This is a genomic window from Lentzea sp. NPDC092896 (genome assembly GCF_044754905.1).
GTDB lineage: Bacteria > Actinomycetota > Actinomycetes > Mycobacteriales > Pseudonocardiaceae > Lentzea.
The window spans coordinates 183,838-207,649 of record NZ_JBIVPX010000005.1; the positions used below are offsets into that span (position 1 = coordinate 183,838).

Here is a 23,812-nt window from a genome sequence, read left to right on the forward strand (position 1 = left end):
GCGTGGAGACGAGGCAGCGCCAGGCCGACCGCAGCCGCGAGACCAAGCGGAAGCTGATGGAGGCGACCGTCGAGTGTCTGGTGGAACGAGGCTGGTCCGGCACGACGACGACCGAGGTGGCCGAACGCGCGGGGGTGTCGCGCGGTGCGCAGCTGCACCACTTCCGCACGCGCGGTGAGCTGGTGGCGGCGGCCGTGGAGCACGTGGGCGCGGAGAGCGTCGAGGTGCTCAAGCGGCGCGCGGAGATCGCTGAGAAGACCACGCACGCCGTGGTGGAGCTGATCGCGGACTTCCACGCCAGCGACCTGTTCACCGCGGCCCTGGAGCTGTGGGTGGCCGCGCGGACCGACCCGGAGCTGCGCGAGCAGGTGCTGGAGCTGCAGGCGCGGCTGGGCCGCGAGGTGTACGGGCTGGCGCTGGAACTGCTCGACGTGGACGACACCGAACCGGGTGTGAAGGACGCGGTGCAGGCAACCCTGGATCTCGTGCGCGGGCTGGCGCTCGCCAACCAGCTCGCCGACGACGCCAAGCGCCGGGCGCACGTGGTGCGCTACTGGGCGCGGATGCTGGAGGAACAGCTGTGATCACCGAACTGCTGGCCGATCTCGACGCCGAGTCCCGTTCGCTCGACGAGATCGTGTCGGCGGCGGACGACTGGACGGTGCCGACTCCGGCTGAGGGCTGGACGGTCGCGCACCAGATCGGTCATCTCATGTGGACGGACAGGGCGTCGGTCCTCGCCATCACCGATCCCGAGGCGTTCCAGGCGCAGCCGCTGACCGCCGACATCGTCGACCGCACGGCGGCGGAGGGCGCGGCGCTGCCGGACCTGCTGGAACTGTGGCGGGACAGCCGGAAGTCGTTGCTGGAGCACCTCGCGCAGGCGTCCGGGAAGATCCTGTGGTTCGGGCCGCCGATGAGCCCCGCCTCGATGGCGACCGCGCGGATCATGGAGACCTGGGCGCACGGGCAGGACGTCGCCGACGCGCTCGGGGTGGTGCGGGAGCCGACCGCGCGGATCAGGCACGTGTGTCACATCGGGGTGCGGACCATGGGGTTCGCGTTCCTGCTCAACGGGTTGGCGGCGCCCGCCGCCGAGGTGCGGGTCGAACTGACCGGGCCGGGCGGACAGTCGTGGACCTGGGGTCCGGAGGACGCCGAGAACCGGGTGTCCGGGCCGGCACTGGACTTCGCGTGGCTGGTGACGCAACGGCGCAACCGCAAGGAGCTCGCGATCGAGGCTTCGGGCCCGGTCGCGGAGGAGTGGGTGCCGATCGCGCAGGCCTTCGCGGGCCCGCCCGGAGGTGGCCGGTGATCAGGATCGGCAACGCGTCCGGCTTCTACGGGGATCGGCTCTCCGCCATGCGCGAGCAGCTGGAGGGCGGTCACCTCGACGTTCTGACCGGCGACTACCTGGCTGAGCTGACCATGCTCATTCTCGGCCGTGACCGCATGAAGGACTCGTCGCTGGGCTACGCGAAGACGTTCCTGCGGCAGATGGAGGACTGCCTGGCACTGGCGCTCGACCAGGGCGTCAAGATCGTCGTCAACGCCGGCGGGCTGAACCCCGAGGGGCTCGCGCGCAAGCTGGACGCCAAGGTCGGGTACGTCACGGGTGACGATCTCAAGGCGCGGTTCCCGGAAGCCTTGACCGCCAACGCCTATCTGGGCGCGTGGGAGATCGCGGAGTGCCTCGACCAGGGTGCGCAGGTCGTGGTCACCGGGCGCGTCACGGACGCGAGTCTGGTGGTCGGGCCTGCTGCCGCGCACTTCGGGTGGGCGCGCGACGACTGGGATCGGCTCGCGGGAGCCACGGTCGCCGGGCACGTGCTGGAGTGCGGGACGCAGGCCACCGGCGGGAACTACTCGTTCTTCACCGAGATCGACGTGACCCGGCCCGGGTTTCCGATCGCGGAGATCGACGAGGACGGGTCGTGCCTGATCACCAAGCACGACGGCACCGGGGGCGCGGTCACCACGGACACCGTCACGGCGCAGTTGTTGTACGAGATCGGGGCGCCGGAGTACCTGGGGCCGGACGTCACGACGCACTTCGACACGATTCGGCTCGACGAGCACGAGCGCGGGGTCAGGATCAGTGGTGTCAAGGGGAGTCCGCCGCCGGACACGCTGAAGGTCTGCCTGAACACGTTGGGCGGGTTCAGGAACTCCACGACGTTCGTCCTCACCGGACTCGATGTTCAGGAGAAGGCCGACCTGGTGCGGCGGCAGTTGCACGACGCCATCGGAACCGAGGGACTGACCTGGACGCTGGCCCGGACCGATCAGCAGGACGCGGCCACCGAAGAGCAGGCCAGCGCGTTGCTGCACGTCACGATCAAGACGCCGGATCTGAAGCGGGCCAAGGGTTTCAGCCGGGCGGCGATCGAGCTGGCGCTGGCGAGCTATCCCGGGTTCCACGTGACGGCACCGCCCGGTGACGGGACGCCGTTCGGGGTCTACAAGGCCGCGTACGTGCGCCGCGACGAGGTCAGTGCCAAGGCGGTGTTGCTGTGAAGAAGCCTCTGGGAACGATCGTCGGCGCGCGCAGCGGCGACAAGGGCGGCGACGCGAACCTCGGCGTGTGGGTGCGCAGTGAAGAGGCTTTCGAGTGGCTCAACGGGTTTCTCACCACCGAGAAGCTGAAGGAACTGCTGCCGGAGGCGACCGAGGTAAGCAGGTACGAGTTGCCGAACCTCAAGGCGCTCAACTTCGTGCTGCACGGCCTGCTCGGCGACGGGGTCGCGAGCAGCACGAGGTTCGATCCGCAGGCCAAGGCGCTGGGTGAGTGGTTGCGCGGCAGGGAAGTAGAGATCCCCGAGGAGCTCCTGTGATCACGAAGGACCTGTACGAGCGGAAAGAGCTCAGGGCGCTCGTCCGCGACTTCACCCGCAGGGAGATCGCGCCGCACCTCGGCCAGTGGGAACGCGACGGCGAGGTTCCGCGGGAGCTGCACAAGAAGGCGGCCGAGCTCGACCTGCTCGGCATCGGGTTCGAGCACGGCGACCTGCTCGACTCGGTGGCGCTGACCGAGGAGATCATCCAGAACGGCGGGTCGTCGGGTGTGATGGCCGCGTTGTTCACGCTCGGCATCGCGATTCCGCACATCTGGCAGTCGCGCAACGAGGACCTCATCGAGCGGTTCGCGAAGCCCGCGATCCGGGGCGAGAAGATCGGCAGCCTCGCGGTCACCGAGCCCGGTGCCGGGTCCGACGTCGCGGCGATCAGGACCAAGGCGGTCAGGGACGGCGACCACTACGTCGTCACCGGCGAGAAGACGTTCATCACCTCGGGGTGCCGGGCGGACTTCGTGACGACCGCGGTGCGGACCGGCGGCGAGGGCTACCAGGGCATCTCGCTGCTGGTGATCGAGGACGGGTTCACCCGCCGCAAGCTCGACAAGATGGGCTGGCACTGCAGCGACACCGCAGAACTGCACTTCGACGACGTGCGGGTGCCGGTGGCGAACCTGGTCGGCGAGGAGAACCAGGGGTTCGCGCTGATCATGCAGCAGTTCCAGGTCGAACGCGTGACGATGGCGGTCGAGGCCTACGCGACGGCGCAACGGGCGCTGGACCTGACCGTCGAGTGGACGCGCAACCGCGAGACGTTCGGCAAGCCGCTGATCAAGAACCAGGTGGTGCGGCACAAGCTCGCCGCGATGGCGCAGAAGATCGACCTGGCGCGGACGTACACGCGCGAGGTCGCGGCGCGGATCGACCGCAGTGAGGACTGCGTGACCGAGGTCTGCTTCGCGAAGAACGCCGCCGTGGACGCCTGCTCCGAGGTGGTCGACGAAGCGGTGCAGTTGCACGGAGGCATGGGATACATGCGGGAGTCCGAAGTGGAGCGTCACTACCGGGACGCCCGCATCCTCGGCATCGGGGGCGGGGCGAGTGAAGTGATGACCGAGCTCGCGGCACGACGATTGGGGTTCGCCTGATGGGCAACAGGGAGGCGCTGCTCGCGAAGATCGCGGGACTGGACGCCGAGCACGCCAAAGCGCTCGCGGGAGGTGGGCCGAAGTACGTCGAACGGCACCACAAGCGCGGCAAGCTCCTGGCCCGTGAACGGGTCGAACTGCTCATCGACGAGGACAGCCCGTTCCTGGAGCTGTCGCCGCTCGCCGCGTGGGGCACCGACTTCCCGGTCGGCGCTTCGGTTGTCACCGGCATCGGGCGGATCGAAGGCGTCGAGTGCGTGATCGTCGCGAACGACCCGACGGTGCGCGGCGGCTCGTCCAACCCGTACACGCTGCGCAAGTCGTTGCGGGCCAACGACATCGCGTTGCAGAACCGGTTGCCGCTGGTCAGTCTGGTCGAGTCGGGCGGCGCGGACCTGCCGACGCAGAGCGAGATCTTCATCCCCGGCGGGCGGGCGTTCCGCGACCTGACGAGGCTTTCCGCAGCGGGCATTCCGACGATCACGGCGGTGTTCGGCAACGCGACGGCCGGCGGCGCGTACGTGCCGGGCATGTCCGACTACGTGATCATGATCAAGGACCGCTCGAAGGTGTTCCTGGGCGGTCCGCCGCTGGTCAAGATGGCGACCGGGGAGGACTCCGACGACGAGTCGCTGGGCGGCGCGACCATGCACGGCGCCACGTCCGGGCTCGCGGACTTCGTGGCCGAGGACGAGACCGACGCGATCAGGCTCGCCCGCCGGGTCGTCGCGCGGCTGAACTGGCGCAAGCTCGGGCCGCAACCGGCCGCGATCGAGGAGCCGAAGTTCGACGCCGACAGCATCCTGGACGTCGTCTCCGAGGACCAGCGCGTGCCGTTCGACCCGCGGGACGTCATCGCGCGGCTGGTCGACGGGTCGCAGTTCGACGAGTTCAAGCCGTTTTACGGCAACAGCCTCGTCACCGGGTGGGCCCGCGTCCACGGCTACCCGGTCGGCATCCTCGCCAACGCGCGCGGCGTGTTGTTCAGCGAGGAGTCGCAGAAGGCCACGCAGTTCATCCAGCTCGCCAACCAGAGCGACACGCCTCTGGTCTTCCTGCAGAACACCACCGGCTACATGGTCGGCGCCCAGTACGAGCAGGGCGGCATCGTCAAGCACGGCTCGATGATGATCAACGCCGTGTCCAACAGCCGGGTCCCGCACCTGACGATCACGATGGGCGCCTCGTACGGTGCCGGCAACTACGGCATGTGCGGCCGGGCGTACGACCCTCGCTTCCTGTTCACCTGGCCCAACGCCAAGTCGGCCGTGATGGGGCCAGCGCAGCTCGCCGGCGTGCTGTCGATCGTCGGGCGGCAGGCCGCGATGGCGAAGGGGCAGGAGTACAACGAGGAGCACGACGCCGCCATGCGCAAGATGGTGGAGGCGCAGATCGAGGAGCAGTCGCTCGCGCCGTTCCTGTCCGGGAAGCTCTACGACGACGGCGTGATCGACCCGCGCGACACCAGGACCGTGCTCGCCCTCTGCCTCTCCGCTGTCCACAGCGGACCGATCAAGGGCGCCGACGGCTTCGGCGTCTTCCGGATGTGAGCCCCGTGATCAAGACTCTGCTGATCGCCAACCGCGGTGAGATCGCCCGCCGGATCATCCGCACCTGTCAGGACAACGGGATCCGCACGGTCGCGGTGTTCTCCGACCCGGACGTCGATTCGCCGCACGTGCGGGAGGCCGACTTCGCGGTGCGGTTGCCGGGAGCGTCGCCGACCGAGACCTACCTGCGTGCCGATCTGCTCGTCGAGGCGGCGACCAGGGCCGGTGCGGACGCCGTTCACCCCGGCTATGGATTCTTGAGTGAGAACGCCGACTTCGCGCGCAAGGTCCAGGCCGCGGGACTGACCTGGGTCGGGCCGGAACCGGACTCGATCGAGGCGATGGGCTCCAAGGTCGCCGCGAAGAAGCGGATGGCCGCCGCGGGCGTGCCGACGTTGCCGGAGCTCGACCCGGAGACCGTCAGCGAATTTCCGGTGCTCATCAAGGCGTCGGCCGGCGGTGGTGGCCGGGGCATGCGGATCGTGCGGGAGAAGGCCGAGTTCGCGGACGCCCTGGCGAGTGCGCGGCGCGAGGCCGAGTCGGCGTTCGGCGACCCGACGGTGTTCTGCGAGCCGTTGCTGGAGCACGCGCGGCACGTCGAGGTGCAGATCCTGGCCGACACGCACGGCACGGTCTGGGCGCTCGGGGAACGCGAGTGCTCGATCCAGCGCCGGCACCAGAAGATCGTCGAGGAGTCGCCCAGTCCGGCGGTCAGCGACGATGTCCGCAAGCGTTTGTTCGCCGCTGCGACGGCGGCGGCCGAGTCGATCGGGTACGTCGGCGCGGGCACCGTCGAGTTCATGCTGAAGGGCGAGGACTTCCACTTCCTGGAGGTCAACACCCGCCTGCAGGTCGAGCACCCGGTCACCGAACTCGTGCACGGCGTGGACCTGGTCGAGTGGCAGCTCCGGATCGCCGAGGGTGCTCGGCTGCCGCTGGAGGTGCCAGAACCGCGCGGGCATGCGATCGAGGTCCGGCTCTACGCCGAGGATCCGGCGAACGACTGGCGCCCGGCGAGCGGCACGCTGCACCGGTTCCACGTGCACGGTGACGTGCGGCTCGACAGCGGTGTCGAGGACGGCTCCGTGGTCTCCGTGCACTACGACCCGATGCTGGCCAAGGTGATCGCCTACGCGCCGACGCGCAGGGCCGCCGCGCGCAAGCTCGCGACGGCGTTGGAAAGCGCGCAGATCCACGGCCTGGTCACGAACCGCGCACTGCTCGTGGACATCCTCGGGCACGAGGCTTTCCTCAACGGTGACACGCACACCGGGTTCCTGACCGAGCACGACTTCACTCGAACCGTTGACCCGCAACCGTTTGCGCGCGCGGCGGCACTGGCGCTCGCGGCGAGTCGCCGGATCGGGCACCTGCCGCTGGGCTGGCGCAACGTGCGGTCGCAGCAGCCGAAGGCGAGGTTCCTGTTCGGCGAGGAGCTCGTCGAGGTCGAGTACGACCCCGCGCAGGCGACTCCCGGCGTGGTCGCGCTGGAGCTGGACGGCGTGCGGACCCCGTTCCAGGTCGCCCGGTACGGGGATCTGGTCGAGGTGGACTCGCCGCGCGGGTCGCTGTCGTTGAAGGTCGTCCCGCGGTTCCCCGAACCGGAGACGAGGCTCGTCCCTGGCGCGACCGTCGCGCCGATGCCGGGAACCGTGGTCAGGGTCAGCGTGCGGCAGGGCGATGTGGTCGAAGCCGGTGCCGAACTCCTGGTGCTGGAGGCCATGAAGATGGAACACCGCGTGCTCGCGAACAACGCGGGCACCGTCACCGAACTCCTTGTCGAGCAGGCACAACAGGTCAACGCAGGCGACGTTTTGGCCGTAGTGGAGGAATCGTGAGTTTCGTCGAGTCCGAAGAGCGGATCGCGCTGCGCAAGGCCGTCTCCGAGTTCGGTGCGAAGTACGGCCATGACTACTTCATCGCCAAGTCGAGGGCGGGGGAGAAGACCACCGAGCTGTGGGAAGAGGCGGGCAAGCTCGGCTACCTCGGGGTGGCGGTGCCCGAGGAGTACGGCGGCGGTGGCGGTGGCATTGGTGACCTCGCGGCGGTGTGCGAGGAGCTGGCGGCGGCGGGATGTCCGTTGCTGCTCATGGTGGTGTCGCCGGCGATCTGCGCGACGGTGATCGCCCGGTTCGGCACGGACGAGCAGAAGTCGAAGTGGCTGCCCGGTTTCGCGGACGGCACGCTGAAGATGGCGTTCGCGATCACCGAGCCGGACGCGGGGTCCAACTCGCACAAGCTGAAGACGCACGTCCGGCGCGACGGTGACGACTGGATCCTCAAGGGCACCAAGACCTACATCTCCGGCATCGACGAGGTCGACGCCGTGCTCGTGGTCGCGATCCAGGCGACCGGGCCGGTGCTCGTGGTCGTGCCGACGAACTCCGAGGGCTTCACCCACCACCAGATCGAGATGGACCTGGTGGCGCCGGAGAAGCAGTTCACGCTGTTCTTCGACGACGTCAGGCTGCCGTCCGACGCCGTGGTGGGTTCGCCGGACCAGGGGCTCCTGCAGGTCTTCGCCGGTCTCAACCCCGAACGGATCATGGGCGCGAGCATGGCGACCGGGTCGGCACGGCTCGCGATCAGCAAGGCCGTGGCGTACGCCCGGCAACGCCAGGTCTGGGACCGCCCGATCGGCGCGCACCAGGGCCTCTCGCACCCCCTGGCGAAGATCCACATCGAGATCGAGCTGGCCAGGCTGATGACGCAGAAAGCCGCCGCGCTCTACGACTCCGGGCGTGACAAGGAGGCAGGCGAGGCCGCGAACATGGCCAAGTACGCGGCGGGCGAGGCGATCGCGGCGGCCGTCGACCAGGCCATTCAGACGCACGGCGGCAACGGGCTGAGCTCCGAGTTCGGGCTGGCGTCGATGCTCGGCATGTCCCGGTTGTCCCGCATCGCGCCGGTGTCGCGCGAGATGGTGCTCAACTTCGTCGCGCAAAACTCGCTCAAGCTTCCGCGTTCCTACTGACACACTGCGGGACATGGGGACTTTCACAACTTCAGACGGTGTCGGCCTCGCCTACCACGGCGAGGCCGACGACCCGTTGGTCGTGCTGCCCGGCGGTCCGATGCAGGCGTCGTCGTACCTGGCCGGTCTGCCGCTGGACGACGTGATCCGGCTGGACCTGCGCGGCACCGGCGACTCCGAACCGGCTCAGGCCTACCGCGTCGATCACCAGGTCGACGACGTCGAGGCGTTGCGACAGCACCTCGGCCTCGACCAGATCCGGCTGCTCGGCCACTCCGCCGGCGGCACTCTCGCGATCCTGTACGCGACGCGGTTTCCGCGGCACGTCAAGGAACTCGTGCTCGTCGCGCCCAGTCCGCGCGTGGTCGGCATCGAGGTGACCGACGACGACCGCCGCGAGGTCGCGCTCCAGCGCAGCGGTGAGCCCTGGTACGCCGAGGCGATCAAGGGGTTCGAGGAGATCTGGGCGGGCAACTTCACGCCGGAGGCGTTCGCGAAGATCAGCCCGTTCTGGCACGGCCGCTGGGACGACGCGGCGCGGGCGCTGGACGACCACCCCCGCAACCCCGAGGCCGCCCAGGAGTACTACGCCGAGGGCGCGTTCGATCCGGGGCAGGTCTGCGAGCGGCTCGGGAACCTCGACGTGCCAACACTTCTGGTCGCGGGCGAGTTCGACGTGGCGTTGCCGCCGAACCGCGCGCAGGAGTACGCGAAGCTGTTCCCGCGCGCGACGCTGGCCGTGCAGTCCGGCGCCGGTCACTTCCCCTGGGTGGACGACCCCGAGGCGTTCGCGGCGGCGGTCCAGCGCATTCCGTAAAGGCCAGGGCCGAAGTCGAGCGCGGCGGCGTGCGCGTAGCCCCCTTCGTCCACGGGGGCCGGGCGGACGCCGCCGGACATTTCCGCACCGGCCGGGCCGGACGAGAATTGTTCGCAGGACGCGGGCGGGGACTCCGCCGGGAATTTGATCTCCAGGACGTAGTCGTGCACGCGTTCGCCGAACCGCCGGAAATGCGTGTGCTCGACGGTTGGATGTGGATAGATCAATTCGTACTCGATCGCGATCGACTCTCCGGCGGAGATCGGTTCGTCGAACAACAGCTCCGCGACGAGCACGCCGTTCGTGCGTTCCCGCGCGATCCGGCCGACCCGGCAGGAACGGACGGCGGTGAGCGCGGGCTGCGCGGAACCCGTTTCCTGGCACAGGATCCAGCGGTCCACATTGGCGGAACTGGCCTGCAGGACCTGCCGTGAGCGGATGCCGCGCACGCCACCGCAGGGCGCGACGTCGACCCGGTCGTGCTGGGCGGTCAGCAGCAGGCCGGAACCGTCCCACGGCGCCCGTGACGACAGCTCCCGCCTGCGGGAACGGCCCCGCGGCCGAGGTGGGCCCAGCAGGCGGCTCAGGGCGGTGTCCTGCAGCCCGAGCACGTTCTCCAGGTGCGCGAGCGCCGTTAGCGACTCCGGCCGCTCGGGTCTGCGCCGGCCCGACTGCCAGTAGCTCAGCGCCGTCACGCTGATCGGCGCGCCCCGCACTTTCAGGCGGTGCTGCAACCGTTCCAGGCTGAGGCCCCGCACCTGGATCGCGACCCGCAACGCGTCCGCGAAGGGACCCGTCACGAGAAGGTCGGCGAGCTCCTCGCGCGGTGGGTAAATCGTGAGCATCGCTCCTCCGGTTTCACGGAGTCAAGGTCGGAAGGCTATCGGCAGCAAAGAGAACGCGGTACAGCCGATCGGCGGTTTTGTCCGGGTTCGAAACTCGGCAGGTTCAGATCTCGGGACTATTACGCCGCCAATAGCCCTCGTTCGGTTCCGGAGCATCCCTGCGACGAACAGGACTACACAATGCGCAAGACCGCAACTCTGCTGGGCTCGGCGGTCATGATCGCCGCGTTCGCGGCACCCGCTACCGCCGCGGTGGGCGAGATCCGGGTGTCACCAGGTGAGAACATCGCGGGCAGCTTCATCGTCAAGTTGAAGGACAACGGGGTCACCGCGAGCGCGCAGACTCTCGGTTCCCGGTTCGGCGGCCAGATCGGGTACGTCTACGACACCGTCTTCCAGGGCTTCTCGGTCAAGATGAGCGACGCGCAGGCGCGCAGACTCGCCGCTGACCCCTCGGTCGAGTACGTGGAACGCGACCAGGTCGTCAGCACCCAGGCCACGCAGGTCAACCCGCCGTCGTGGGGTCTCGACCGGATCGACCAGCGCAACCTGCCGCTCGACCAGCGCTACACCTACAACAGCACCGGCGCCGGCGTGAACGCCTACATCATCGACACCGGTGTCCGCATCACGCACCGCGACTTCGGCGGCCGGGCGCGCAACGGCTACGACTTCGTGGACAACGACGCCGTCGCGCAGGACGGCAACGGCCACGGCACGCACGTCGCCGGCACCGTCGCGGGCACGCTGCACGGTGTCGCGAAGCAGGCGAACATCATCGGCGTCCGCGTGCTGAACAACTCGGGCTCCGGCACCATCGCCGGTGTCGTCGCGGGCGTCAACTGGGTGGCGTCCAACCACGTCAAGCCCGCTGTCGCCAACATGTCGCTCGGCGGCGGCGCCAACACCTCCCTCGACAACGCCGTGTCGGGTGCGATCACGCGCGGCGTGACGTTCGCCGTCGCGGCGGGCAACTCCAACACGAACGCGGCGAACACCTCGCCCGCGCGTGTGGCGGCGGCGCTGACCGTGGGCTCCACCGAGCGCACGGACGCCCGCTCCTCGTTCTCCAACTACGGTCCCGTGGTGGACGTCTTCGCACCCGGTGGTGGCATCACGTCCGCGTGGAACACCAGTGACACGGCCACGAACACCATCTCCGGCACCTCGATGGCGTCGCCGCACGTCGCCGGCGTGGTGGCCCGGTACCTGCAGGGCAACGCGACCGTGACGCCCGCCCAGGTGGCGACCGCGATCACCTCCAACGCCACCAACGGCAAGGTGACCAACCCCGGAGCGAACACGACCACGAGGCTCCTGTACTGGGCCCCGACCAGCTGAGCGCGACCCTGAGATGTGCGGCCCCGGCTCCCTGCGAGCCGGGGCCGTTTTCCCTGCAAATGAAAGGAAGTCTGCCTGTGAGAGCCCTGCTGGCAGTCGTCGCCCTCGCGGCAACGGTCGTGGTCGCCCCGGCGTCCGCGGCCACGTCGTCGTACATCGTGGTGCTGAAGGACGGCGCCGTGTCGTCGTTCAGCGGTGCCGTCGAGCACCGGTACACCAGTGTGCTGAACGGTTTCAGCGCCCGGCTGACATCGGCGCAGCTTCGCGCGTTGAAGGCAGACCCGAACGTGTCCTCAGTGGAGCGTGACGGGATCGTGCACGCCAACAGCGTCCAGCTCGACCCGCCCTGGGGGCTGGACCGGATCGACCAGCGCGCGTTGCCGCTCGACCAGCGTTACGAGTACACGACCACCGGTCGTGGCGTGAACATCTACGTGATCGACACCGGTCTTCGTGTGACGCACACGGACTTCGGTGGCCGGGCGCGCAACGGCTGGGACACCGTCGACAACGACGCGATCGCCCAGGACGACAACGGTCACGGCACGCACGTGGCCGGCATCGCGGCGGGCACCAAGTACGGCGTCGCGAAGCACGCGACGGTGTGGGGCGTGCGGGTGCTGAACGGATCCGGTTCCGGCACGATCTCCGGTGTCATCGCGGGCGTCGACTGGGTGACGACCAACGCCGTGAAGCCCGCCGTGGCCAACATGTCGTTGGGCGGCAGCGCTTCCGCGGCGCTGGACACGGCGGTGAAGAAGTCGATCGACTCCGGCGTCTCGTACACGGTCGCGGCCGGCGGCAGCAACACCGACCCGGGGAACTCGTCGCCGCAACGGGTTTCGCAGGCGATCTGCGTGGGTGCGTTGACGCAGAACGACACCAAGTCCTCGTCGTCGAACTACGGGCCCCTGGTGGACATCTGGGCGGCCGGCGTGAGCATTCCCTCTGCCTGGAACACCTCCGACACCGCGACCAACGTGCTGAGCGGTTCGTCCATGGCCGCACCGCACGCGGCCGGTGTCGCGGCCAGGTTCCTGGAACGCAACCGTGCCGCCACGCCCGCGCAGGTCGAGCGCGCGCTGGTTACCACGGGCACTCCGGGGACGCCACCCGTCACTCGTATCCTTTACTGGCCGCCATCCCTGTGAAAGGTGAATTGTCCGGCAATGCAAGGCCGTCTTAAACCTTAAGACACCCTTGGCAGGAACCGGATCTCTCCATAACGTCGAAAGCGCTTCGTTCCCCTGCAAAGAACGGAAAGCGAATCATGACGCGAAAGATCCGGTTCCTGGCCGGCGCCGGCGTGGCCACTCTCGCCATGTCGGTTCTGATGGTTCCCAACGCCTCCGCCGCGGAGGGCGAGGTGCTGTCCCTCAACGCACCCGAGAAGATCGCCGGCAGCTTCATCGTGAAGCTGAAGGAAGGCAAGGCGAACGGGCACGCCCTCGCTTCCCGTTTCGGCGGCACGGTCGAGCGCGAGTACAAGACCTTCGGCGGCTTCAACGTGAAGCTCACGGAGAAGCAGGCCAAGCGCCTCGCGGCCGACCCGTCGGTCGAGTTCGTGGAGGCCGACCAGGTCGTCCACACGCAGGCCACGCAGACGAACCCGCCGTCCTGGGGTCTCGACCGCATCGACCAGCGCAACCTGCCGCTGGACGCCAAGTACAGCTACACCTCGACCGGTTCCGGCGTGACGGCGTACGTCATCGACACCGGTGTCCGCATCAGCCACTCGACGTTCGGGGGCCGCGCCTCGAACGGCCGTGACTTCGTGGACAACGACAACGTCGCGCAGGACGGCAACGGCCACGGCACGCACGTCGCCGGCACCATCGCGGGCTCGCAGTACGGCGTCGCGAAGGCCGCGAAGATCGTCGCCGTCCGCGTGCTCGACAACGCGGGCTCCGGCACCCTCGCGGGCGTCGCGGCCGGCATCGACTGGGTGGGCGCCAACGCCGTCAAGCCGGCTGTCGCCAACCTGTCGCTGGGCGGTGGCGCCAACGCCACGCTCGACACGGCCGTGCGCAACGCCATCGCCAAGGGCGTCACGTTCGCCGTGGCGGCGGGCAACTCCAACGCCAACGCCAACACGTTCTCCCCGGCCCGTGTGGCCGAGGCGATCACCGTGGGCGCCACCGAGCGCACCGACGCCCGCGCGTCGTACTCGAACTACGGCGCGGTGCTGGACATCTTCGCGCCGGGCTCGGCCATCACGTCGGCGTGGAACACCTCCGACAGCGCCACCAACTCCATCTCCGGTACGTCGATGGCCACCCCGCACGTCGCGGGTGCGGCCGCTCGCTACCTCTCGACGAACCGCGCGGCGACGCCGGCCCAGGTCGCCTCGTACCTGGTCGCGCAGTCGACGCCGTCGAAGGTGACTAACCCGGGCTCCGGTTCGCCGAACCGCCTGCTGTACCTCGCGCCGACCGCGTGAGCTGAGCGTTGAGAGAAGGGCCGCGACCCCGGTCGCGGCCCTTTTCCTATTGTTGGGTCCATGGTGGAGGGTCTGAAGGGCATCGACTGGTACCGGTTGCGCAGTCACGACGGGTACGCCGACGACCTTCCCAGGTTGCTCAGGCAGGCCAGGACCTCCGTCGAGCCGCACGAGGAACTGGTGCGGCACCTGACCGGGGACGAGTCCGAGGTCAGCGAGGCGACGGCGGCGGCGTGGCCGTTCCTGCTGGAGTTGGTCGCGCACGACAACACACCCAGCCGCGAGTGGCTGCTGGAGAACCTGTGCGGGGCGATCGCGGTCGCCGGGGGCAGCGGCTCCGACGGAGTGCACCCGAGTTGGCCGGCCGCCTGGGAGGCCTCGAAACCGGCGTTGCTGGCTCTGCTCGACCACGGCTCGGCGGGCGTGCGCCGGGGCGTGTTGTTCGTGCTGGGGAAAGGGCGCGGGGACAGCGCGCTCGTGCTGCCCGCCTTGTCCCAGCGGTGGGAGGAGGAGCTCGATCCGGCCACGCGGCTGTGCCTGGTGATCGTCGCCACGGAGTTCGCCGGGCGCGGCGACGAGGCGGCGGCGCGGTGGTTGCGGGACCTGACGGTCTCCGGTGACGAACCGCTGGCGCGGCTGCTCGTGTCGGCGGCGACCAGGCCGGACGCCGACGTGATCCTGCGCGGGCTGACCGGGGACCTGGAGCTGTTCCTCGCGACCGGGTCGTTCGAGATGGGCTACGACGAGGTGCTGGAGCACGTGCTCTGGCTGGTGGGTCCCAAGGACTTCGACGGCATCGACCTCGTGCTGGCGCTGGTGGACGTGCTGCCGTGGCGGACCGAAGCGCTCGACTACCTGCGCCGGCTGTTCGAACGCGACACCACCGACGTGGGTCTGGTCGTGCCGTTCGTGCCGGTGTGGATCGCCGATCCGGACGTGCGGCTCCGGGCGTTCGCGGTGTGGCTGACCGGCGTCGCGGGGGCTCGGGAGTACCGGGACCTCGTCGCGGAGAGGGTGCACGACCACGGTGTGACGTCGCTGGGGCAGAAGGTCTCGACGCTGGCCACGTCGGTGCTGCTGGAGCTGGGATGACGCTGGAGGGACTGGACGACGTCGCGTGGCACTCGGTCGACCACGCCTACGGTCCCGCGCTGGACACGCCTGGTCATGTGCGGGCGTTGCTGTCCGACGATCCCGAGGTGGTCGCGCGGGCCATCACGGATCTCGACCGGACCGTCCACGAGGAAGGCGGGTTCGTGTGCGGGGCCGCCACGGCGGTGCTGCCGTTCCTCGTCGAAGTGTTGCCGTCGCTCGCGCCGGAACCGAGAGCGCGGCTGCTCGACCTGATCCACCGGATCGCGGAGTGGGGGGACGCCGAGCAGGTCGACGCCGGGTGGCACGCGGCGTGGGCGAAGGCGAAACCGGTGCTGGAGAGATCATCTCCGCAGCGAGAAAGCCCTGCGTGAAAATCTGTCGGTGGCTCCGGCTAGCCTTGACGGCAAAGCTGACTTCGTCTACAAGGAGCCACCACCGTGTTGCGCACGCACGAGGCCGGATCACTCCGGGCCGAGCACGCCGGGCAGTCCGTCACCCTCACCGGGTGGGTCGCTCGCCGGCGGGATCACGGCGGTGTCATCTTCATCGACCTTCGCGACGCCTCCGGGGTGGCCCAGGTCGTGTTCCGCGAGGGCGAGATGGCCGAGCGCGCGCACCGGCTGCGCAGCGAGTACGTCATCAAGGTCACCGGCGACGTGAGCAAGCGTCCCGAGGGCAGCGAGAACCCCGACCTCTCCACCGGCGCCATCGAGGTCTACGTGACCGACCTCGAGGTCCTCAACGAGGCCGCGCCGCTGCCGTTCCAGGTCGAGAGCGACGTGGAGCCCGGCGAGGAGGCCCGCCTCAAGCACCGCTACCTCGACCTGCGCCGCTCCGGCCCGGCCAAGGCCATCCGGCTGCGCAGCGAGGTCAGCCGCATCGCCCGCGAGGTGCTGCACGGCGAGAAGTTCTCCGAGATCGAGACGCCGACGCTGACCCGTTCCACCCCCGAGGGCGCGCGTGACTTCCTGGTGCCGGCGCGACTGCGTCCGGGTTCCTGGTACGCGCTGCCGCAGTCGCCGCAGCTGTTCAAGCAGCTGCTCATGGTCGGTGGCCTGGAGCGCTACTACCAGATCGCGCGCTGCTACCGGGACGAGGACTTCCGCGCCGACCGCCAGCCGGAGTTCACCCAGCTCGACATCGAGATGAGCTTCGTCGAGCAGGACGACGTCATCGCGCTGACCGAGAAGCTGCTCGCCGCGATCTGGAAGGAGACCAAGGACGTCGAGCTGCCGCTGCCGTTCCGCCGGATCTCCTACGCCGACGCGATGGCGAAGTACGGCTCGGACAAGCCGGACCTGCGCTTCGAGCTCGAGCTCACCGACCTGACCGAGTACTTCAAGGACACGACGTTCCGCGTGTTCCAGGCGCCGTACGTCGGTGCCGTCGTCATGCCGGGTGGTGCCTCGCAGCCGCGCCGCACGCTCGACGCGTGGCAGGAGTTCGCCAAGCAGCGCGGCCACAAGGGCCTCGCGTACGTGCTGGTCCAGGAGGACGGCACGCTGGGCGGCCCGGTCGCGAAGAACCTCACCGACACCGAGCGCGAGGGTCTCGCGAAGGCCGTCGGCGCCAACGCGGGCGACTGCATCTTCTTCGGCGCGGGCGACCCGCGGGACGCCCGCGCCCTGCTGGGTGCCGCTCGCGTCGAGATCGCGCACCGCGTCGGCCTGATCGACGAGAACGCCTGGGCGTTCGCGTGGGTCGTCGACTTCCCGATGTTCGAGTCGGTCGACAAGCTCGACGCGGGCGACGTCGCGGTCGGTGGCGGCAACTGGACGGCGCTGCACCACGCGTTCACCTCGCCGACCCCGGAGTGGATCGACAACTTCGAGTCCGACCCGGGCAACGCGCTGGCCTACGCCTACGACGTGATCCTCAACGGCAACGAGCTCGGCGGTGGCTCGATTCGTATCCACCGCGCGGACGTGCAGCAGCGCGCGTTCAACGTCATGGGCATCGGTGCCGAGGAGGCGCAGGAGAAGTTCGGCTTCCTGCTCGACGCGTTCAAGTTCGGCGCGCCGCCCCACGGCGGCATCGCCCTGGGCTGGGACCGCCTCTGCATGCTGCTCGCCGGTGCCGACTCGATCCGCGAGGTCATCGCGTTCCCGAAGTCGGGTGGCGGCTACGACCCGCTGACGGCCGCTCCGGCTCCCATCACGGCGCTGCAGCGCAAGGAGGCCGGCGTCGACGCGAAGCCGCAGGAGAAGGCGGCCGAGAAGACCGCCGAGAAGGCCGAGCAGAAGGCTTAACGATCTTTTCGCGCGCGGAGGCAACCTGCTGGGTGCCTCCGCGCGTCCCAGAACATGAGACCCGTTCGCCCGATCGGGCAGCTACTTGATCGGTATTGACCCAAGGGCGGCGATCGTTCGGGTTGATCGGCACGTAGTGGGCAACGGAAGGTGTTTCCACACGTCCACACGTCGGAGGGGATCCGGAAACAGCGCGAGCCGTTATCAACGAGTAGTGGTGGTCGCAGTCTGGCCGGATTAGCGTCGGTCCGGCTCACGGACTTGGGGAGTAGGGTCGGAGGGGATGAGCGTGGAGATCACCGCGGGCCCTCCCGACACGACTTCACCTGAGATCGCAGACGCTGTCGGGGCGGCTGAACGCGTACTGACCAGAAGACTGGGCGCACAGGTGCGCCTCGCGGACCCCGAGACTCTCGGGGGTACCGGTCGTTCCGTCGTCATTCGCGTGAGAGTCGCCTCCTCGCCGTTCTCCATGCCGCGCACGCTGGTCGTGAAGCGCTATCCCGCGGGGACCGGCGATCGCGACCCGTGGGCGCACGAGGCCGTCAGCCACCAGCTGCTCACCGCTCTTCCGGCCGAAGAGCGCGCCACCCCGGAACTCTTCGCCCACGACGCGGCGACGCGTCTGGTCGTGCTGGAAGACCTGGGCCGTGCGCCGCGGCTGTCCGAGAAGCTGCACGCGCCAGACGCGCGCGCCGCAGAACGTGGCCTGCTCTCGTGGGCACACGCCATGGGCCGCCTGCACGCCACGACGGCGGGCCGTGACGCGGACTTCGACGCGTTGATGCGCAGGGCCGGCGCGCAGTGCTGCCAGGACCCGATCGCGGTCGACGTGCACGCGGCGATCGCGGGCTTACCGGCGTTGCTCGAGTCCACCCTGGGCGTCGGCACGTCCCCGCAGGCCATCGAGTTCGCCGCCGAGTCCGCGCGGGCGTTCAGCACCTCGCGGCGCCGTGCCTTCAGCCCGTCCACTTCCTGTCCGGACAACCACCTGGTCACCTCGCGTGGTGTCCGGTTCGTCGACTTCGAGGGCGGCTGCGTCCGCGACATCGTGTTCGACGCCGCCGCGTTGCGCGTGCCGTTCCCGTCCTGCTGGTGCGGCTGGGGTCTGCCGCCGGGGATGTCCGAGGCCATGGTCGCCGCCTGGCGCGCCGAGGTCGGGTCGGTGTGGCCCGAGATGGACGACGACGCGGTGTTCTTACCGCGGCTGCTGGAAGCCCAGCTGCTGTGGGTGTGGCTCGCGACGTGGCGAGCGCTCTCCAAGCCCATGCCCAACGTGGTCAACGCGCCGCCGCGCAGCGTCGTGCTGACCGGCCGGTGGATCCGGCTGAGGTCCGACGCGTTGCTGCTGGGCGAGAAGACGGTCGCGTCGCACGCCGACGCGGTGATCGGGGCACTGGCCGACCGCTACGGCCCTGAGGTGCTCGAACTCCCGCTTTACCCAGCATTTCGCTGAACCGTTCCCGCACGGTCATTCCCGGATCACCGGGCCAGCTGATCCTGAACCGCGTGCTGGTGTTACTAGGTGACTCGACAGCGGTCGGGATCGGCGACCTCGTGCCCGGCGGATGGCGTGGCTTCGGCCCGATCCTCTCGTCCGCCTACTCGGACAACGGCTATCGCAACCACGCGGCCTCCGGTGCCAGGCTGGCCGACGTCAGACGCACCCAGCTGCCGCAGGCGTTGCGCGACAAGCCCAGCGCGGCCGTCGTCATCGCCGGGGTGAACGACACGCTGCGGTCCGACTTCTCCGTGCGGCGCATGCACGAGGACCTCGACCACGTCTGCCGCGAGCTGACCGCGGCCGGGGTCGCCGTCGTCACCGTGCGGTTCCACGACCAGGGCCGGGTGTTCAAGCTGCCGGGCCGGTTGCGGCGGGTGCTCAAGGACCGCATCGACGAGTACAACCGCGTGGTCGACGTCGTGGTCGCACGGCACGGTGTGCGGTGCGTCGACCTGCACACGATGCCCGGCGCCTACGAGCTGGACACGTGGGCCGTCGACCGGCTGCACCCGTCGGAGCGGGGGCATCGCATGCTGGCGCGGGCGTTCGCGGCCGAACTGCGCGCGGCCGGGCTCCAGTTCGGCGAGGTCAGTCTGGAGTGTTCCGGCGGACGCGAGTTGACGGTGTGGCACCACATGGCGTGGCTGATGCTCAAGGGGATTCCGTGGCTGTGGAAGCGCGGCGCCGACCTGCTTCCGCTGCTGTGGGCCGACGAGGCGGCCGAGACGATCGGGCCGATGCCGGGGGAAGTGCTCCCCGCCGACACCGGCCGTCTCTGACGATCAGCCCGTGGTCAGGTCGTAGAGGGTCTGGCCGCCCGCCGTCGTGGACTGGAAGGTCGCCGCGACCCACTCGGCGATCGCGCTGTCGCCACCACGTCCGCCGCCGCCACCTTCGACGTAGTACCGGACCTTGCCTTCCGCGACGAGCGCCTTGAACTCGTCGAGCGTGGGCGCGGGATCGCTGCCGTTCCAGCCGCCGATCGCGATCACCGACCGGCCGGACGCCAGTTGCAGTGCCGCCGCGCTCTGGGCGCCGGTCGTCGCGGCCGCCCACTCGGTGTCCGTGGCCTTCAGCAGCTGCACGACCTCCGTCGACGAGCCGCCTTCCCGCATGCCCATGCCGCCGCCCTGCTGCGAACGCGGGCCGGACAACGGGATCGACCCGCTGTGCGTCGTCGCGGCCGTCGCGAACGCGTAGCCGGACGTGCCGAGCAACGCCGCGACCACCAGTGCGGCCGCGCTCCAGCGGCGTCCGTTCAGGCCGAACACCAGCGCGAACACGACGAGCGCGGTGACGGCGAGCAGGACCCAGCGCAGCCACGGTGTCCAGTCCGGCGTGCGGTCGAGCAGGATGAAGCCCCACACGCCGGTCGCCGCGACCATCGCCGTCAACGCCATCCGCACCGGGAAGTGGCCACGGCCGCGCCAGAGTTCACGTCCGGCGATGCCGACCACGGCGGCGATCGCGGGCGCCAGTGCGACCGTGTAGTACGGGTGCGTGATGCCGCTCATGAAGCTGAACACCGCGCCGCTCACGAGCACCCAGCCACCCCACACCACCAGCGCCGCACGCGTGCGGTCGGTGCGCGGCGCACGGCGCAGGAACCACAGCCCGGCGCCCAGTCCGATCAACGCGGCGGGCAGCAGCCAGGAGATCTCCGGGCCCATGCTGGCGCCGAACAACCGCCCGATGCCCGTTTCGCCGCCGAAGCCGATGTTCCCGTTGCCGCCCATTCCGCCGCCACCGGGACCGCCTGAACTGCCGAAGATGCGGCCGAGGCCGTTGTAACCGATGGCCAGTTCCCACAACGAGTTGTTGGTCGACCCGCCGATGTACGGGCGGCTGTCCGCCGGCCACAGCTCGACCAGCGCGATGAACCACCCGGCCGACACGACGATCGCGACACCGGCGCCCAGCAGGTGCAGCAGCCGCTTGAGCGGTGAGGTGGGAGCCGCGATCAGGTAGGCCAGCGCGAGTGCGGGCAGCACCAGGAACGCCTGCAGCATCTTGGTGAGGAACGCGAACCCGATCGCCGAGCCCGCGAGTGCCAGCCACAGTGGGCTCGCCTTCTCCAGCGCCCGCACCGTGCAGTACGCGGCGGCGATCATCAGCAGCACCAGCAACGCGTCCGGCAGGTTGAACCGGAACATCAGCGTGGCCACCGGCGTGAGCGCGAAGGCCGCGCCGGCGAACAACGCCGCGGTCGGGCCGGACGTGCGCTTGACCGTCGCGTACAACAATCCCACCGCCGCAACGCCTTCCAGCGCCTGCGGGGCGAGCACGGTCCAACTGGAGAAGCCGAACGCCTTCGCGAACAGCCCGCTCACCCACAGGAACGCGGGCGGCTTGTCGACGGTGATCGTGTTGCCGGGATCGAGCGAGCCGAACAGCAACGCCTTCCAGCTCTGCGACGCCGCCTGGGTTGCCGCCGCGTAGAACTCGTTGCCGTAACCGGACGCGGTGAGGTTCCACAGGTACAGCACGGCGGCACCGGCGAGCAGCCCGAGAAAGGCGATGCGGTGCGCCAGTTTCGGGTCCCGGCGTTGCTGCGGCTGCGGTGGTGCGACGGGCGCGGGGGCGAGTGTGGCGGTCATGCCGTGACCCTTTCCGGTGCGGTGACCGGCAGGGCCGGCGTGGAGCGGCGCAACCGCGCGATGCCGCGCAGGTCGGCCAGTGCGGTGGCGAGGATGTCGACGCTGGAGTCCGGGTCCTCCACCCAGTCGACGGGGACCTCGTGGACGCGCAGTCCGGCGCGTTGCGCGAGCACGAGCAGTTCGGTGTCGAAGAACCAGCCGGTGTCCTCGACGTGGGGGAGCAGCCGGTGCGCGGCGCGGGCGTGGATCGCCTTGAACCCGCACTGCGCGTCGGTGATGTGCGTGCCGAGGCTGGCGCGCAGCAACACGTTGTAACAGCGGGAGATCACCTCGCGCTTGGCGCTGCGGACGACCCGTGCGCCGTGGGCGAGCCTGCTGCCGATCGCGAGGTCGGAGTGCCCGGACAGCAGCGGTGCGACCAGCGGCGCCAGCGCGCGCAGGTCGGTCGAGAGGTCGACGTCCATGTACGCCAGCACTTCCGCGTCCGAGACCGACCAGACCTCTTTGAGCGCGCCGCCGCGGCCCTTGCGCGGGAGGTGGACGCTGCGCACCTGGTCGTGGGCGCGCGTCAGGTTCTCGGCGATTTGGAGCGTGTGGTCGGTGCTCGCGTTGTCGGCGATGGTGATGCGGAAGTCGTGCGGGAAGAGCTTCGGCAGTTCGGTGAGCAGCCGGTCGACGCACCTCGGCAGGTCGCGTTCCTCGTTGTAGACCGGGATCACCACGTCGAGAGTCGTCATGACGCGTCCAGTTGGTAGAGGGTGGCACCGGCGACGGTGGTCGCGGTGTAGTTCTCGGCGACCCACGCGGCGATGTCGTGGGCGGCGTCGCTGCCGCTCTCGCCCTGCATCATCCGGCCGGCCGCGACGTAGTAGTGGATCTGTCCACTTCGGACCATCTCCTGGAACTGCTCCAGGGTCGGCGCGGGATCGGTGCCGTTGAAGCCGCCGAGCGCCATGACCGGCTGCCCGCTCGCGAGCTGGAGTCCGGCCGCGTTGTTGGAGCCGATGGTCGCGGCGGCCCACTTGTAGCTGCCGGCGTTGTCCTGCAACAGGGTCACGACCTCGGCGTCCGGCGTCGTGGCGTCGAGCAGGCCGCCACCCATGCCGCCCATCCGGCCGTTCGACGGGCCCGCGACGGGCAGCGCGCCGGTGTGCGGGGTGGTGACGGTGGCGAAGGAGTACGTGGTGGGGCCGAGCAGCGCGGCGATGAGCGCGACCGGGATGGCCCAGCGCATCGACAGCACCAGGCCGACCGCCGCGATCAGTCCCGTCATCAGCACCAGCACCGCGACGGGTGTGGAGAACTCGTTGATCAGCACGTAGCACTGGAGCGCGCTCAGCGCGACGGAGCCCGAAAGCACCGCTGCCGCAACGGGTTCGCTCCGGCGATCCCAGAGCTCGGTGGCCGCGATGCCGACGACGGCGGCGATCGCGGGCGCCAGGGCCACGGTGTAGTAGGAGTGGATGATCCCGTTCATGAAGCTGAACACCCCGGCGGTGACGACCAGCCAGCCACCCCACAACGCCAGTGCGGTGCGGGCACGGCCCTTCGTCAGCCACAGCCCGGCGACCAGCAGCACCACCGCGGCCGGCAGCAGCCACGCGATCTGGCTGCCCATCTCCGCGCCCAGCAGGCGGCTCCACCCCGCGGATCCCCAGCCGCGGCCGCCGCCGACGCTGCCGACCTCGTCACCGGTCAGGCGGCCGAAACCGTTGTAGCCCAGCGTCAGTTCGAGCACGCTGTTCGTCTGCGACCCGCCGATGTAGGGCCGGTCCGGCGTCAGCTCGACGGCGACGATCCACCAGCCGCCCGCGACGATCATGGCGCCGAGAGCGCCTGCCAGGTGCAGGATCTTCCTGCCGGTCGAAACGGGTGCGGCGAGCAGGTAGACCAGCGCGAACGCGGGTAGCACCAGGAACGCCTGGAGCATCTTGGTGAGGAAGCCGAACCCGACCGCCACCCCGGCGAGCGCGAGCCAGAACGGACTGGCGTTCTCGACCGCGCGGGTCACGCAGTAGGCGCCCGCGACCATCAGCAGGACCAGCAACGCGTCCGGGTTGTTGAAGCGGAACATCAGCACCGCGACCGGGGTCAGCGCGAGCACCGCGCCCGAGATCAGCGCGGCCGCGGGGGAGAACCAGCGCCGCACCGTCGCGTACAGCAGCCAGACGCTGCCCACGCCCATCAACGCCTGCGGTACCAGGATGCTCCACGCGTTGACGCCGAACAGCCGCGCGGACAGGCCCATCACCCACAGCGAGGCGGGCGTCTTGTCGACGGTGATCGCGTTGGAGGCGTCCGACGAGCCGAAGAACCACGCCTTCCAGCTCGTCGCACCGGCCTGCGCGGCGGCCGAGTAGTAGGCGTTGGCCCAGCCCGAGTCCCCCAGCCGCCACAGGTACAGCGCGCCGGTCGCGATCAGCAGGACCGCCAGCGCCAGGCGTTCTCGTCTCATGG

At 69.6% G+C, this 23,812-nt stretch carries 19 protein-coding genes and 1 pseudogene; 16 read left to right on the forward strand and 4 right to left on the reverse strand.

Annotated elements, in window-relative coordinates; translation table 11 throughout:
* Positions 1–56: 56 nt before the first annotated feature.
* From ACIQF0_RS25450 to ACIQF0_RS25485, 8 genes and pseudogenes are all read left to right on the forward strand, one after another.
* Positions 57–584, forward strand: coding sequence for a TetR/AcrR family transcriptional regulator (locus ACIQF0_RS25450; RefSeq protein WP_401033893.1), 528 nt, complete (start codon positions 57–59; stop codon positions 582–584).
* The gene (locus ACIQF0_RS25455; RefSeq protein ID WP_401033102.1) at positions 581–1,315 is read left to right on the forward strand and encodes a TIGR03084 family metal-binding protein; all 735 of its coding nucleotides are present in this window, start codon (positions 581–583) and stop codon (positions 1,313–1,315) included. Before ACIQF0_RS25450 ends, ACIQF0_RS25455 begins: the two co-directional genes overlap by 4 nt.
* Positions 1,316–1,362: 47 nt before the next feature.
* A pseudogene (locus ACIQF0_RS25460) lies at positions 1,363–2,834 on the forward strand (acyclic terpene utilization AtuA family protein).
* Positions 2,831–3,943 (forward strand): acyl-CoA dehydrogenase family protein, encoded by a 1,113-nt coding sequence (locus ACIQF0_RS25465; protein ID WP_401033103.1) that lies wholly within the window; start codon positions 2,831–2,833, stop codon positions 3,941–3,943. The pseudogene ACIQF0_RS25460 and the gene ACIQF0_RS25465 overlap by 4 nt, the downstream one beginning before the upstream one ends.
* Complete coding sequence (locus ACIQF0_RS25470; RefSeq protein ID WP_401033105.1) at positions 3,943–5,493, forward strand: acyl-CoA carboxylase subunit beta; 1,551 nt, start codon at positions 3,943–3,945, stop codon at positions 5,491–5,493. The genes ACIQF0_RS25465 and ACIQF0_RS25470 overlap by 1 nt, the downstream gene beginning before the upstream one ends.
* 5 nt (positions 5,494–5,498) lie before the next feature.
* Positions 5,499–7,331: a biotin carboxylase N-terminal domain-containing protein gene (locus ACIQF0_RS25475; protein WP_401033107.1), complete on the forward strand. Its 1,833-nt coding sequence runs from the start codon at positions 5,499–5,501 to the stop codon at positions 7,329–7,331.
* Positions 7,328–8,467, forward strand: coding sequence for an acyl-CoA dehydrogenase family protein (locus tag ACIQF0_RS25480; RefSeq protein ID WP_401033109.1), 1,140 nt, complete (start codon positions 7,328–7,330; stop codon positions 8,465–8,467). Before ACIQF0_RS25475 ends, ACIQF0_RS25480 begins: the two co-directional genes overlap by 4 nt.
* Before the next feature lie 13 nt (positions 8,468–8,480).
* Positions 8,481–9,284 carry an alpha/beta fold hydrolase gene (locus tag ACIQF0_RS25485; protein WP_401033111.1) on the forward strand — a complete coding sequence of 268 codons (804 nt, stop codon included), beginning with the start codon at positions 8,481–8,483 and terminating at the stop codon, positions 9,282–9,284.
* Here ACIQF0_RS25485 and ACIQF0_RS25490 read toward each other — a convergent pair.
* Positions 9,224–10,129: a hypothetical protein gene (locus ACIQF0_RS25490; RefSeq protein WP_401033113.1), complete on the reverse strand. Its 906-nt coding sequence runs from the start codon at positions 10,127–10,129 to the stop codon at positions 9,224–9,226. The two genes, ACIQF0_RS25485 and ACIQF0_RS25490, sit on opposite strands and share 61 nt — an antisense overlap.
* A 180-nt stretch (positions 10,130–10,309) precedes the next feature.
* Here ACIQF0_RS25490 and ACIQF0_RS25495 point away from each other — a divergent pair, with 180 nt between their 5' ends.
* The 8 genes from ACIQF0_RS25495 (at position 10,310) to ACIQF0_RS25530 (ending at position 19,537) form a co-directional block, all read left to right on the forward strand.
* Positions 10,310–11,470: a S8 family peptidase gene (locus ACIQF0_RS25495; protein ID WP_401033115.1), complete on the forward strand. Its 1,161-nt coding sequence runs from the start codon at positions 10,310–10,312 to the stop codon at positions 11,468–11,470.
* 77 nt (positions 11,471–11,547) lie between these two features.
* Positions 11,548–12,621, forward strand: coding sequence for a S8 family peptidase (locus ACIQF0_RS25500; protein ID WP_401033117.1), 1,074 nt, complete (start codon positions 11,548–11,550; stop codon positions 12,619–12,621).
* Between the two features lie 119 nt (positions 12,622–12,740).
* A complete protein-coding gene (locus ACIQF0_RS25505) occupies positions 12,741–13,910 on the forward strand; it encodes a S8 family peptidase (protein WP_360031980.1) in 1,170 nt (389 codons plus the stop codon).
* 60 nt (positions 13,911–13,970) lie between these two features.
* Positions 13,971–15,002 (forward strand): hypothetical protein, encoded by a 1,032-nt coding sequence (locus ACIQF0_RS25510; protein WP_401033119.1) that lies wholly within the window; start codon positions 13,971–13,973, stop codon positions 15,000–15,002.
* On the forward strand, positions 14,999–15,376 hold the full coding sequence (locus ACIQF0_RS25515; protein ID WP_401033121.1) for a hypothetical protein: 378 nt from the start codon (positions 14,999–15,001) through the stop codon (positions 15,374–15,376). Before ACIQF0_RS25510 ends, ACIQF0_RS25515 begins: the two co-directional genes overlap by 4 nt.
* A 66-nt stretch (positions 15,377–15,442) precedes the next feature.
* Positions 15,443–17,254, forward strand: a complete 1,812-nt coding sequence (gene aspS, locus ACIQF0_RS25520; protein ID WP_360031975.1) for an aspartate--tRNA ligase — start codon at positions 15,443–15,445, stop codon at positions 17,252–17,254.
* 445 nt (positions 17,255–17,699) lie between these two features.
* A complete protein-coding gene (locus ACIQF0_RS25525; RefSeq protein ID WP_360031973.1) occupies positions 17,700–18,710 on the forward strand; it encodes a hypothetical protein in 1,011 nt (336 codons plus the stop codon).
* A gap of 53 nt (positions 18,711–18,763) precedes the next feature.
* Positions 18,764–19,537, forward strand: a complete 774-nt coding sequence (locus ACIQF0_RS25530) for an SGNH/GDSL hydrolase family protein (protein ID WP_401033123.1) — start codon at positions 18,764–18,766, stop codon at positions 19,535–19,537.
* A 3-nt stretch (positions 19,538–19,540) separates the two neighbouring features.
* On the opposite strand, the gene ACIQF0_RS25535 is transcribed toward ACIQF0_RS25530, so the two are convergent.
* From ACIQF0_RS25535 to ACIQF0_RS25545, 3 genes are read right to left on the reverse strand one after another with little or no spacing between them, the layout of a single operon-like run.
* Positions 19,541–21,355, reverse strand: a complete 1,815-nt coding sequence (locus tag ACIQF0_RS25535) for an ArnT family glycosyltransferase (RefSeq protein ID WP_401033125.1) — start codon at positions 21,353–21,355, stop codon at positions 19,541–19,543.
* Positions 21,352–22,092 (reverse strand): dolichyl-phosphate beta-glucosyltransferase, encoded by a 741-nt coding sequence (locus ACIQF0_RS25540; protein WP_401033126.1) that lies wholly within the window; start codon positions 22,090–22,092, stop codon positions 21,352–21,354. The genes ACIQF0_RS25535 and ACIQF0_RS25540 overlap by 4 nt, the downstream gene beginning before the upstream one ends.
* Entirely contained in the window at positions 22,089–23,810 is a 1,722-nt protein-coding gene (locus tag ACIQF0_RS25545; RefSeq protein WP_401033128.1) for an ArnT family glycosyltransferase, read from the reverse strand. The genes ACIQF0_RS25540 and ACIQF0_RS25545 overlap by 4 nt, the downstream gene beginning before the upstream one ends.
* Positions 23,811–23,812: the final 2 nt, after the last annotated feature.

What these genes read in the sequence shown, in the direction of transcription:
- ACIQF0_RS25470 (WP_401033105.1), top strand. Translation starts at nt 3,943, where the DNA reads ATGGGCAACAGGGAGGCGCTGCTCGCGAAGATCGCGGGACTGGACGCC.
- ACIQF0_RS25495 (WP_401033115.1), top strand. Translation starts at nt 10,310, where the DNA reads ATGCGCAAGACCGCAACTCTGCTGGGCTCGGCGGTCATGATCGCCGCG.
- ACIQF0_RS25545 (WP_401033128.1), bottom strand. Translation starts at nt 23,810, where the DNA reads ATGAGACGAGAACGCCTGGCGCTGGCGGTCCTGCTGATCGCGACCGGC.
- ACIQF0_RS25450 (WP_401033893.1), top strand. Translation starts at nt 57, where the DNA reads ATGGAGGCGACCGTCGAGTGTCTGGTGGAACGAGGCTGGTCCGGCACG.
- ACIQF0_RS25535 (WP_401033125.1), bottom strand. Translation starts at nt 21,355, where the DNA reads ATGACCGCCACACTCGCCCCCGCGCCCGTCGCACCACCGCAGCCGCAG.
- ACIQF0_RS25540 (WP_401033126.1), bottom strand. Translation starts at nt 22,092, where the DNA reads ATGACGACTCTCGACGTGGTGATCCCGGTCTACAACGAGGAACGCGAC.
- ACIQF0_RS25510 (WP_401033119.1), top strand. Translation starts at nt 13,971, where the DNA reads ATGGTGGAGGGTCTGAAGGGCATCGACTGGTACCGGTTGCGCAGTCAC.
- ACIQF0_RS25490 (WP_401033113.1), bottom strand. Translation starts at nt 10,129, where the DNA reads ATGCTCACGATTTACCCACCGCGCGAGGAGCTCGCCGACCTTCTCGTG.
- ACIQF0_RS25515 (WP_401033121.1), top strand. Translation starts at nt 14,999, where the DNA reads ATGACGCTGGAGGGACTGGACGACGTCGCGTGGCACTCGGTCGACCAC.
- ACIQF0_RS25505 (WP_360031980.1), top strand. Translation starts at nt 12,741, where the DNA reads ATGACGCGAAAGATCCGGTTCCTGGCCGGCGCCGGCGTGGCCACTCTC.
- ACIQF0_RS25485 (WP_401033111.1), top strand. Translation starts at nt 8,481, where the DNA reads ATGGGGACTTTCACAACTTCAGACGGTGTCGGCCTCGCCTACCACGGC.